The 11,534-nt window shown below is 58.4% G+C and carries 8 protein-coding genes and 1 pseudogene; 5 read left to right on the forward strand and 4 right to left on the reverse strand.

Annotated features, from left to right (window positions below; translation table 11 throughout):
- From EYB53_RS07550 to EYB53_RS07560, 3 genes and pseudogenes are all read left to right on the forward strand, one after another.
- A pseudogene (locus EYB53_RS07550) lies at positions 1-584 on the forward strand (CAP domain-containing protein); the annotation flags it as partial.
- A 45-nt stretch (positions 585-629) separates the two neighbouring features.
- On the forward strand, positions 630-1,625 hold the full coding sequence (gene ygfZ, locus EYB53_RS07555) for a CAF17-like 4Fe-4S cluster assembly/insertion protein YgfZ (RefSeq protein WP_254150954.1): 996 nt from the start codon (positions 630-632) through the stop codon (positions 1,623-1,625).
- A gap of 21 nt (positions 1,626-1,646) precedes the next feature.
- Positions 1,647-5,615 carry a GAF domain-containing protein gene (locus EYB53_RS07560; RefSeq protein ID WP_135477600.1) on the forward strand — a complete coding sequence of 1,323 codons (3,969 nt, stop codon included), beginning with the start codon at positions 1,647-1,649 and terminating at the stop codon, positions 5,613-5,615.
- Positions 5,616-5,628: 13 nt separating this feature from the next.
- On the opposite strand, the gene pyrC is transcribed toward EYB53_RS07560, so the two are convergent.
- On the reverse strand, positions 5,629-6,624 hold the full coding sequence (gene pyrC, locus EYB53_RS07565; protein WP_135477601.1) for a dihydroorotase: 996 nt from the start codon (positions 6,622-6,624) through the stop codon (positions 5,629-5,631).
- Between the two features lie 185 nt (positions 6,625-6,809).
- Between pyrC and EYB53_RS07570 the strand changes: the two genes are divergently transcribed.
- Positions 6,810-7,211 carry a PPOX class F420-dependent oxidoreductase gene (locus EYB53_RS07570; protein WP_135477602.1) on the forward strand — a complete coding sequence of 134 codons (402 nt, stop codon included), beginning with the start codon at positions 6,810-6,812 and terminating at the stop codon, positions 7,209-7,211.
- Positions 7,212-7,290: 79 nt separating this feature from the next.
- Here the strand turns inward: EYB53_RS07570 and EYB53_RS07575 are convergent, their stop codons facing one another.
- The 3 genes from EYB53_RS07575 to EYB53_RS07585 are packed head-to-tail and all read right to left on the reverse strand — an operon-like array spanning position 7,291 to position 10,484.
- Positions 7,291-9,183 (reverse strand): S9 family peptidase, encoded by a 1,893-nt coding sequence (locus EYB53_RS07575; RefSeq protein WP_167857305.1) that lies wholly within the window; start codon positions 9,181-9,183, stop codon positions 7,291-7,293.
- Between the two features lie 7 nt (positions 9,184-9,190).
- Complete coding sequence (locus EYB53_RS07580) at positions 9,191-9,973, reverse strand: enoyl-CoA hydratase-related protein (protein WP_135477604.1); 783 nt, start codon at positions 9,971-9,973, stop codon at positions 9,191-9,193.
- Between the two features lie 10 nt (positions 9,974-9,983).
- The gene (locus EYB53_RS07585; protein WP_135477605.1) at positions 9,984-10,484 is read right to left on the reverse strand and encodes a M48 family metallopeptidase; all 501 of its coding nucleotides are present in this window, start codon (positions 10,482-10,484) and stop codon (positions 9,984-9,986) included.
- Positions 10,485-10,753: 269 nt separating this feature from the next.
- Here EYB53_RS07585 and EYB53_RS07590 point away from each other — a divergent pair, with 269 nt between their 5' ends.
- Positions 10,754-11,362 (forward strand): hypothetical protein, encoded by a 609-nt coding sequence (locus EYB53_RS07590; RefSeq protein ID WP_135477606.1) that lies wholly within the window; start codon positions 10,754-10,756, stop codon positions 11,360-11,362.
- Positions 11,363-11,534: the final 172 nt, after the last annotated feature.

The following is an 11,534-nucleotide window of genomic DNA, read 5'->3' on the forward strand; positions in this document are numbered from 1 at the left end:
AGCCGGCTGATCAACGCTGTTTCCCCGAGACGGGCTTTTGCATCGCGGGTCGTATACGTACATTCTGGGAACAGAATGGCGGCCTGCCCGTCTTTGGGTATCCGGTGGGGCCGCAGCGCGAAGAGGTGATCGAAGGTCGGGCGCTGCAGGTGCAGTGGTTTGAACGCAATCGCCTTGAGTTGCATCCAGGCAATGCGCCGCCGTACGATGTGTTGCTCGGGCGGCTGGGGGTTGATCGGCTGGTGCAACAGGGTCGTGATTGGCAGGCTTTGCCAACGAGCGCACCAGAGCCGGGCTGTCGTTTCTTTGCCGAGACGGGCCACAATGTCTGCGGTGCGATCCTGGCTCTCTGGCGTGCCAATGGGCTTGAGTTTGATGGACGCCCCGGCAAGAGCGAAGCCGAGAGCCTTGCGCTCTTTGGGTTGCCTCTGAGTGGCCCACAGGTCGAGACGCTCAGTGATGGGCGCGAGTATACGGTGCAGTGGTTTGAGCGGGCACGCTTCGAGCTCCATCCCGAAAATGCGCCACCTTACAATGTCTTGCTTGGCCTGCTCGGCAATGAATTTCAGCAAGATCGCAGATAAAACCGGGCGGCCTGTGGTATCATGCATGATGAGATGAGCAACCCTATGATGTCATATATTTCCGAGGCCATGCCTCGCGCCTATGCTGCTAGCTACGAAGGCGCAAGCCTGCTGGTCGCGACTGATCACGGTCGCGTCTGGATGCGTGATCGTGATCGTGCTGCGCTCCTCCATCGCCTCTCGACGAACCATATTGAAGCGTTGCAACCCGGGCAGGGAACGACGACCGTCCTGACGACGCCAATCGGGCGGATTATTGATCTTTTGACGGTTTACTCTCTTGATGATGCGCTGTTGCTGATCAGCAGTCCCGGTCGTGGGGCGGCGCTGAGCAGCCATCTCCGCAAAAATATCTTCTTCAATGACCGGGTCAAACTTGAAGATGCCGGATCCAGCCTTGATCAATGCGCCCTCTATGGGCCGCAGGCCCCTACGCTGCTTGCCCAACTTGGTCTGCCGGGAGATAAGCTTGTTGCCCACGGGTGTGCGGTGACAACCTGGCGTGATCAGTCGCTATATATAACACGGACACACGCTGTTGGTGGCAATGGGTACTGGCTGCTCGCCGCACCCGAAACGATGGCGCAGGTGGCTGATGCGCTGCGTGAAGCCGGCGCACAACCGCTTGATGCCGCAACGTACGATGTGCTGCGGGTCGAACACGGCTCTCCGGCCTATGCGCGTGAGTTGTCACAGGAGTACATTCCGCTGGAGACGGGGCTGTGGGACGCGGTGAGTTTTAACAAAGGATGTTATGTTGGGCAAGAGATTATCGCCCGTATGGAGAGTCGTGGGCGCCTGGCGAAACAATTGCGTGGCTTACGCCTGGCGGCGTTGCCCGCTCTGCCTGCTGAACCAGCTATCCCGCTAGCAAAACTTGCTGTTGGTGACAAAGAGGCCGGTGACTTGACGAGCCTTGTGCTGTCGCCACGCTATGGCTTGATTGCTCTGGGGTATGTGCGTACCGCTTATGCTGCTGTGGGTACCCGGCTTGAGCTTGCCGGTGTCGCTGCGGAGGTTGTAGAACTGCCCTTCCGCTAACCAATCAGGATCTAGAGCACTATGCCCAGGCTTGCTGCCAGGCGCGATCACCTTGAACGTGCATACCGCCGCCGCCTGCTCCGCTTACAGCAGGAGCGAGATCCGCGTGTGCTCAAAGCGCTCTACAATATTAGCCTGACGTGCCGTGAGCGCCCCAGTTTTCAGGCCATCTTTCAGGCGATCCAGGCTGAACTCGCCACCGTCTTTGATTTTGACGCGGCCTACCTGGCCTTTTGCGATGACCGTCCTGAATACTTCAAGTGTGCGCTGCTGGTCGATGAAGGCCACGTGTCGTATATCGAACAGGTTGAGTATGGGTTTCTCACCGGGGTGATTGTGCGGACTGGCCAGCCGATGCTCTATCGTGATTTGCTCTATGAGCGCGATCCTGCCTTGCCCCGCGTCCCCTTCGGCCAGATCGAGAAGCGCTCGCGGGCCTGGATGGGAGTGCCGCTCTTGATCGGCGCGGCCTCGATTGGCGTAATTTCGCTGCAAAGTTATCAGGTCGGCATTTACACCCAGGCCACGCTTGACCTGTTGCAGCGCATGGCGAATGTGATTGCCGTTGCTCTCGAAAATGTGGCCCTGATCGAACAACAGGAGAATCTTTCGCGTGCGCTTGCCGCACAGGTTGCTGCCCGTACCGAAGAGATCCGTGCCCTCAGTGAGGTCTCGGCGGGGTTAGTGACGCGCAAACCACTCACGGAACTACTCGATCACGCGATTGATGTCGTGCTCGAACTGTTTCAGCTTGATGCCGGCAATGTGCGTTTGATCGATGAGAACCGTGAATTCCTGGTGCTCTATGCGCAGCGAGGGTTTTCAGATGCGTATGTTGAGCGGACGACCTACTCGCGCCTGACGATTAGCCCGATCCGCGAGGCGGTCTATACGGCTCAGCCAATTGTGATTCCTGATAACTGGCGCTCGCACTATGAAGGCATTGGTTTGCCCTTTGAGGTCTTTCCGCCTGCCGAAAGTTCATTGATTTTACCGTTAACCATCAGTGGCATGGTGATCGGTACCCTGAACCTCTTTGGATTGTCCCCGCGCCCGTTTGAGGCATACGAAATCAATCTTTCGATGTCGATCGCCTATCAGATTGCGACGATTATTGAAAATGCGCGCTTGCTCGACCAGCGTGAACGCCAGATTGCCGAACTCCGTGCCCTTGGTACGATCAGTACGGCGGCCCTGACCGCTCCGACGCTCGAAAACCTGCTCTTTACGGTGCGTGATGCCTTGCAGAGCTTTGTCCAGCTTGATGGGTTGACGGTGATTGCCTATGATCACGAGCGCGGGGTGGTCACGGATAGCCTGATGCTGGAAGAGGGGCGGACGACTCGGTTGTGGGAATTTGAGCCGCCGCCTGCGAACTCTTTGACTGCACATATTCTGGCGACCGGCCAGGTGATGCGCTTCAACGATCTGCCGGTTGAACTTGCGGCCTACCCGCATCTTCGCCATGCCGCGCCACCCGGGTTGTTACCGGTGCATGCGTGGCTTGGCGTGCCCCTGTATGATCGGAACGGGGTGGTCATTGGTCAGATGAGCATCCGGAGTTCGTGCCCTGGTGTTTTTACCCAACGTGATGCGCAGTTCTTACCGAATGTCGCGGCCCAGATTGCCCTCTATCTGCAAAATGTGCGCCTGCAGAGTCAGCGTGAACGCCAGATTGTTGAACTCGAAGCGATTGGTCAGATCGGCAAGCTCGTCGCTGCCTCGTATGACCTCGATCAGATGCTCGCCGAGACCTATCGCATCTTTCACGAATTGATTGGCGTCAATGTCTTCGCGCTGATTGTCTGTGAACCTGAGAGTGGTTTGATTACCAATGCCGCCTTTGTTGAAGAGGGTGAGTGGTTTTCGCTCGATCTTGTTGGTCAACCACCGCCCGACGCTTCGATGAGCACGTGGATTCTTGCGCAACGTGAGCCGTTGCTTTTCCAGGATCTGATTGAACAGCGTGAAGCGTTGCAGCGGCGTGGCATTATGCCCGAGCCTATTGGCCCGCCCAATGACGTGCGTTCCTGGGCCGGTGTGCCTGTGGTTGCGCGTGATGGCGAGTTGATCGGCGTGCTCTCGATCCAGGCATATCAGCCCTATCGCTATGATGTTGGTACACTCGATTTTCTGAGCCAGGTAGCGAGCTATATCAGCCTTGGTGTCCAGAAGGTACGCCTGTTTCAAGAACGTGAACGTCTGCTTCGTGAAGCCCGTGAGAGTGCCGAGGCTGCCGAGCGCCAGGCCGACCGGATGGCCCTTGTGCATCGCATGGCCTCGGTCTTGTCGGCACGCCTTGATCAACAGGAGATCCTTGATCTCGCGGCACGCGAGTTGGTTCAACTCTTCTGGGCCGATCATACGGGGACGGTCATTCTCCACCATGATGGAACAGGGTATGTCGCGGCTGAATACCCCGATATGCAACTGGTTGGCTTGCAGATTGAGGCGAGTGACAACCCGATTGTACAGCGACTTGCGACAACTCGCCGTCCAGTGGTGATTAATGACCCAGACCACGATCCGCTCGCCGGGGCATCCCGTGAGCTCTGGCGATCGCTTGGCATCAAGGCGCTGGTGATCGTCCCGCTGATCAGCCGTGATCGGGTCTTTGGCTCGATTTCGCTCGATAGCCTTAGCGAGCCACTCAATTTTAGCGATGAGGAACTAGAGTTGATGATGACGGTGGCAACCTCGATTGCTGCTGCCATCGAGAATGCGCAACTCTTTGCGGCTGAACAGGCGCAACGCCAGACAGCCGATACGCTGCGCGAGATGACCAGGGTGCTCAGTTCTTCGTTTGATCCTGCTGAGGTGTTGCGGCTGGTGCTTGATGAGCTTGGCAAGCTGATTGCGTTTGATACGGCTTCGATTATGCTGCGCGAAGGCTCGTATCTCCATATGGTTGCCTTTAAAGGCCGCCAGCAAGACCGAGAGTTGTTCCCGTTTATCTTGCCTCTCGAAGGAAGTGCCGGCGGGGCTGTGGTTCTCCGCAATGAACCGTTGGTCTATATTCAAGGGGAGGGTGGGGCTCCGTGGCTGCCAATGGAAGTCCTCAACGATATTCGCTCGTGGCTCGGCGTGCCGCTCGTAGCGCGGGGCCGTGTCCTTGGGGTCCTCAATATCGATTCACGTAGTCTCGATCCACAGACGCGTACGTCGCGGATCTTTACCGAGCGTGAGATTGAGGTCGCACGCGCCTTTGCCAACCATGCCGCCCTCGCGATCGAGAATGCACGGCTCTATCAAGAGTCGATCACACGGGTTGAACAAGAACTTGAGATTGCGCGCAAGATCCAGTTGAACCTCTTTCCGCGTGAGTTGCCCCGTGTGCAACAGGTCGAACTGGCGGCGCGCTGTTTGCCTGCACGCGAGACCGGGGGTGATTTCTATGATGTGGTTGATCTTGGTACGCGCCTTGGGATCATTATCGGTGACGTGAGCGGCAAATCGTTGCCGGCCGCGATGCTGATGGCTGTGGCGCGCTCGACGGTGCGCTCAGAGGCCCGCAACCACGAGACGCCCTGGGTTGTGTTGACCGAGACCAACCGTTGGTTGGTCGATGATGTCCCCCGTTCTAGCTTTGTGGCGGTGAGCTATGCCGTGGTTGATCCTCAGCAGCAGCGGATGCTTCTCGCCTCAGCAGGCCAGTTGACGCCGCTGCGCTATCGGCGCGATGGAACAACCGATTTTCTGCCGAGCCCTCAGTCGTTGCCGCTGGGTTTTTCGCGTGACACCACATTTTCGCAGGTCGAGATTGTGCTTGCCCCTGGCGATACGTTGCTCTTTTATACCGACGGCATTGTCGAGGCTCATGATCACGCGCGCAATCTCTTTGGTTTTGAGCGCCTGCAAGCGCTGCTGTCACGCTGGGGGCATCTCGACCCCGAGGCTTTGATTGATCATATTGTGTACGACGTTGAGTTGTTTAGCGCTGGTATGCCGACGCACGACGATATGACGCTCCTTGTGGTGCGGGTTCATTGAATGGGTGTGGGTGTCAACGAACTTCAATGACCTGCCAGTTCAGGGTTTCGCCGGCTGCGAAGGGGACAACGTCACCGTAGCGCTCGGGTACTTGCCAGGCTTCTCGTGCGAGGCGCACCTGTTTCGCCGGTGGCTCGAGGCCATAGATGCGGCGCGCATTGTCGGAAACAAAAGCCTGGAGTTGGTCAAGTGCTGCGTGACGCTCAAAAAGATCTGCGAGCATGGGCAGGATCACCGGTGCCGTGAAGACCCCGGCGGCACATCCTGCCGCCTCTTTGCGGTGGATCGGGTGCGGGGCCGAGTCGCTCCCAAACATCAGGCGCGGATGGGCACGCAAGGCTGCCGCGAGCAATGCGGCACGATCCTCGGGGCGTTTGGCGATAGGCTTGCAAAAGAGGTGCGGGGCCAGCAAGCCTCCTGCGACATCATCAAGCGTGATCAGCAGATGATGCAGCGTTACCGTAGCCGCCAGATTCGGATATTCATCGAGCAGCGCCAATGCCCCCGCCGTGGTGATATGCTCCATCACAATCGTTAGACGAGGAAAGCGTTGCGCCCAGTGGGCATAGAAAGGCAGAAACTCGGTCTCGCGGTCGAGCACAAAGCCGTGACTCTCGCCGTGTACCAGCAGCGGAATGCCAAGCTCTTCAAGCAAGGCCAGGGTTGGTTCCACCCCCGCCAGATCGCTGACGCCACCGCTGCTATTGGTGGTCACCCCATCGGGATAGAGTTTTACCCCGATGATCGCTGGGCGTGCTGCCGCCAGGGTTGCCCGGTCGTAGGCACGAAAAAAGAGCGTCATCAGGGGGCGGAAGCGGTGGGGCACGACCGCTGCCTCGATCGCCTCGCGATAGGCCGTAAGCCGTTCAAGGGTGTCGACCGGGGGGACAAGATTCGGCATGATGACGGCCCCGGCAAACGCCTGAGCACTGAGGGGGGCAACCACCTGGAGCATGGCCCCTTCACGCAGATGGAGGTGCATATCGAGGGGCGCTTCGAGGGTGAGCATCGGATGGTTCTCCTTCCTGACCAGCATGTGCTGGCAACGATTGTCAACTGATCATACAATACGAGCAGGCAATTGCCAACGTGCCAAAAAACCGTGCGTATGTTGGCAAAGACGGCCAGTTTCGCTGGCCGTCTTTGCCAACATACGCTCAATATAGATCTTCATCGAAAGTGAAAGCCGAATCAATGAACACATCAGTCACGCTCACGCCAGCGCAACGTGCGCTGCTCGACGAACGGCACTACGCGGTGATCGCTACGCTCAATGCCGATGGCAGCATTCAACAGACGGTTGTTTGGTACCTCCTGGATGGGGATGTGATCCGTTTTAGTGTTGGTGATCAGAGTGTCAAGGCCCGCAATCTGCGCCGTACGCCGACGATCAGCATCACGATCGAAGACGGCATACGCTATCTGTCGTTGCAAGGCGAGGCGATTGTTGAGCCGAGCGATCCTGCACTGCGTCTACGCCTGGCGCAGCGTTACCTGGGTCCTGAGCGCGCTCAGGAATGGCTGACACGTCGACCGGATGCGCCCCGCGCCAGTGTGCGTGTTGCGATCAAGCGTATCTATGGGCAAGGGGTGTAAATGGCGCGTGGGCCGCGTGCCAGCGTCGCTGGCACGCGGCCCACGCATTGCCACGGTTTACTGTCGGCGGTAACCCGACTTAGGCCCCGGCAAAGACGACGTGTTGACGTAAAAAAGCGTCAATGGCGCGGTAGTAGGTTGCGATCGTTTCGGCTCGTCGCCAGCCGTGGCCTTCGCCGTCGAAGAGGTGGTAGATGTGTGGGATGCCACGCCTTCGCAGGGCCGCAACGATTGTTTCGGCCTGATCGGGCGGCACGACCCGGTCTTCACTGCCTTGAAAGATTGCCATCGGTGCGTTGATCCGTTCGGCATGAAAGAGCGGTGAGCGTTCGCGGTAGCGCGTGGCGGTTTCTGGCAAGGGGCCGACCAGACTGTCGAGGTAGTGCGCCTCGAATTTGTGGGTGTCGGTTGCCAAGGCAAAGAGATTGCTGACGCCGTAACGGCAAATGCCTGCACGAAAGAGTTCCGGGGCCTGACAGAGCGCCTCAAGCACGGTGTAGCCACCTGCGCTGCCTCCTATGATGATGATCCGTGAAGCGTCAGCGAGGTTTTCTTGCGCAAGATAGTGTGCTCCGCTGATGGCATCGGCAACGTCAAAGACGCCCCATTCGTAGCGCAAACTCTGGGCGTAGGCGCGCCCGTAGCCGGTACTTCCGCGATAGTTGACGTCGAGCACAACATAGCCACGGGTCGCAAAGAATTGAACTTCACCGCTATAGGTAGCCACCGCCTGATCAGTTGGGCCGCCGTGAATGCGGATCACCGCAGGCGGTTTTGGCCCATCATCGCCCGGGGCATATCCCGGGGGCAGGTAGAGCATGCCGTGGATTGTGGCGGTTCCTGCGGCCCAACTGACGCACTGTACGTCGGCCAGTTGATTCCTTGCCACCAGTTCGCTACTGCTCCGGCGCAGGATTTGGGTTGTTGTTGCGTTCTGCACGACCAGGCGGGGCGGTATGGTCGAAGCCGAGGCCAGGCTCACCAGGTCGTCGTTGCGCGGGGAAGCGGCAAGCTGTGAAAACCAGGTATACCCCTCGGCATTGGGCAGGGTAGAGGCAGGGCTACCGTCAATGGGCAGCGCCTCGATGCTTCGTATGCCACGCTCATTGCGCAGCGCATAGATCCGCTGGCTATCATGGCTCCACGCAAACGAGCGTAACCCCTGCGCCCAGGCTGGCTGTCCATATTCACCCTCGCCCGTGCTGAGCCGTCGGTTGATCCCCGTTGCCACTTCGTAGAGATACACCTGCCACGCACCCTCGTGATCAGATCCATACGTGAGATACTGCCCATCGGGTGAAAAGCAGGGCTGCACAATGCTCTGGCCTTCACCACCAGCGACGATCCGGGTCGTCCGCACCTGCGGCAGTTTTCCCTCGAAGCCAAGCTCGGCCAGATAGAGGGTCGAGCTATCCCAGGGCATATGGGGATGCTCCCAGGCCACATATGCGATGCGGTTACCCGCAGGATGCCAGCAGGGCCACATTACAAAATCGTGCCCTCTGACCAATTGTTGCGGCCACTGGGTTCCATCAAGTGACGTAATGGCGAGGCAATCCTGTTCTTCATAACTATGGACAAAGATCACCGTGTTGCCATCAGGGGCAAGCGCAGGGGCGGCAGCCGCTCCAAAGGCAGGCGTAATGGGTTTGCCTTCACCTCCCTTGAGGTGTTGGCACCAGAGGCGGCCCGAAGAGGCTTCGGCAAAGACAACGTACTCATGACCAACGGTAAACGCGCCCCCGCCATAGCCAACCCGCCCGCGCACCGCAAGATCGCCGGGGGTCAGTTCACGGGGTGCATCGTTACGCTGCGTATCAACGCACCAGAGCGAGCCGCGCCCATCGAGGGCCTCGAGCCAGACGATATACCGCCCACTGGCATCCCAGAGCACATCATCGAGGCGCAACGAAGCCGCCATCTGGCGTGGGGTCAACGGACTGGCCCACAACCCGAAGGGTAGAGTCTGCATAGGTCTCCTAATGAAAACGAGCGGCGCGCTTTTGCACAAACGCGGCGACACCCTCACGGAAATCGGGGTGCGCCCCGGCAATCTGCTGCGCGTGGAGCTCATAGTCGAGCATTGCATCAAGGCTGGCATGCCGTGACTCGGCGAGGCCAGCTTTGATCAGCCGGATCGCCGTCGCCGGGCCGTGCGCCAGTTGGGCGGCGAGTGCCTGGGCGGCGGTGGGTACCTCTTCATCAGGCACAACGCGATTGACCATTCCCCACGCCATGGCGGTGGTCGCATCAAGTTCACCACCGAGTGCAGCAAGTTCAAAAGCACGGGCATGCCCAACGAGGTGGGGCAGGGTATAGAGCATCCCGCAGTCGGGAATCAGGCCAATGCGGGCAAACGCAACGACCAGACGGGCTTGCTGTCCAGCCAGTCGGAGATCGCATGCCAGTGCGAGGCTCAACCCGGCCCCTGCGGCGACCCCATTGATGGCGGCAAGAATCGGCTTGGGTAGCGTCTGGAGCTTGCGCACCAGCGGATTATAACTCTCGCGCAGGCGTTCGCCAATCATCTCGACCGTGCCTTCGGCTGGAAACTCGCGGAGATCCTGCCCACTGCAAAAGGCCTGGTCAGTCCCCGTAAGGATCACCGCCCGCACCGATTGATCATCCTCAGCCATTGCCAGGCCAGCCATCAGATCGGCGTGCATCTGCGCATTGAGCGCATGATAAACCTCCGGACGATTCAACGTGAGCGTCGCCACACCATCATGAACCGAATAGAGCACCGTTGCTTCATTACCCATACCAACGTCCTTATGCCTCATTGTCAAGTTGTTCCAACCCAACCGCCATCAGATACCCCCGCGCTCGTTCGGTAAGCGGGTACTGCTCAACAATGCTCCAGAACCGGGCACCGTGATTCGCCTCAAGCAAATGGGCGAGTTCGTGCATCACCACATATTCCTGGACAAAACGGGGCATATGCGCCAGCCGATGCGAAATCCGGATCGTACCATCGATCGGGGTGCAACTGCCAAAACGCTTATTCTGCTGCATTGACCAGGTGATGCTAGCCCAGTGCAGGGCATTCTGAAAATAACGGTGATTGAGTTCACTGGCTATTGCGTGCAGGTTTGCATCATCAAGCGCCTCTTTTTGGGCACGGCGCTCGATCCGGCCAGTTAAATGCGCGATAATCGGCTGGAGTTCTTCATCAGAAAGATGGGCCGGAGCAAGGATTTCGATCGTATCGCCGTCCTGACGGGCACTTACGGTTTTCGAACGCTTCTCGCTTCTCGTGATTTTGATCTTCATGGCAACCCCCATCTATGGGGTGCAGCAGTGTAGAGGTCTCATGTTCAGGGCGGCTATGCTCCTGATAGTTCTTATTATACAGGAGACCACCCGTTTTTCTGCCGCATGATCCTTCCCCAACGTAACCAGAACTGGTATAATTCTCATAACATAGTTTACAAAATACAACCAAAGAGCAAGACTTCTGCGCTTGAGGAAAGATTATCGGGTCGTTGTGCTTGTGGTGTGATCCTTCCAACCTCCCTATCATAATCTAGACGGGAAGTCGTATGGTGCAACTGATCAAACGCACGCTTGTGAGCCTGATGCTCGCCTTTGTCGTTAGTCTGGTTGGTCTGGTTGTGATGCCGGTTTCAGCGCGTCTGGCTGAACCATTGCTCTGTCAGGGAAGGCTTGAACCTGAGACGGGGTTTCTAAGCTTACGTTTTCGTTGCATTTTGCCCACTGATGGGCGCATCGAACCTCTGGCTACGGGTCTGGTCATGCAGTACACGGTGCCAATCGTATCGTTTGGGGTCGCCCCACTGATCTGGTTTGCCCTGGCAGGGCGTGCGCAGCGGGCGGAAAAAGCGCGCACGACGATGCAAGCCGACCTCTCGCATGCGATTGTTGCGCCGGCGGAGATTCTGCGCGTCGAACGCCAGGATGCGATCAACCACCAGATGCTTTTCCACGCCGCCGAATTGACGCTCGTCTTATGGGTACGACCGCCCAACCGCCGCCCCTACGAAGCCCGTGTCGCATGGGTGGTCAATGATGCCAACGTCTATCACCTGCGGGCTGGTACCGAATTGACCGTTCGCATCAACCCCGAGCGACCCGAACATGTCTATCCTGATCAGCCGTGGGCACGCTATGCCTGGTGGTTTCAGGAGTAGCGTATCCTTAGATGGCGTCCAACCGCGCGGCGCACACCTGCCAGGTGTGCGCCGCAAGGATCCTGGGGGTAGCGGAGCGCGGTTCTGGCGCACACCTGGCAGGTTTCCCCGGGTTTTAAGGATCCTGGGGGTAGCGGAGCGCGGTTCTGGCGCACACCTGGCAGGTTTCCCC

The sequence above is a fragment of the Candidatus Chloroploca mongolica genome, from assembly GCF_004762035.2.
GTDB lineage: Bacteria > Chloroflexota > Chloroflexia > Chloroflexales > Chloroflexaceae > Chloroploca > Chloroploca mongolica.

Coding starts and splice junctions, on each gene's coding strand:
- ygfZ (WP_254150954.1), top strand. CDS start 630: ATGATGTCATATATTTCCGAGGCCATGCCTCGCGCCTATGCTGCTAGC.
- EYB53_RS07560 (WP_135477600.1), top strand. CDS start 1,647: ATGCCCAGGCTTGCTGCCAGGCGCGATCACCTTGAACGTGCATACCGC.
- pyrC (WP_135477601.1), bottom strand. CDS start 6,624: ATGCTCACCCTCGAAGCGCCCCTCGATATGCACCTCCATCTGCGTGAA.
- EYB53_RS07570 (WP_135477602.1), top strand. CDS start 6,810: ATGAACACATCAGTCACGCTCACGCCAGCGCAACGTGCGCTGCTCGAC.
- EYB53_RS07575 (WP_167857305.1), bottom strand. CDS start 9,183: ATGCAGACTCTACCCTTCGGGTTGTGGGCCAGTCCGTTGACCCCACGC.
- EYB53_RS07580 (WP_135477604.1), bottom strand. CDS start 9,973: ATGGGTAATGAAGCAACGGTGCTCTATTCGGTTCATGATGGTGTGGCG.
- EYB53_RS07585 (WP_135477605.1), bottom strand. CDS start 10,484: ATGAAGATCAAAATCACGAGAAGCGAGAAGCGTTCGAAAACCGTAAGT.
- EYB53_RS07590 (WP_135477606.1), top strand. CDS start 10,754: ATGGTGCAACTGATCAAACGCACGCTTGTGAGCCTGATGCTCGCCTTT.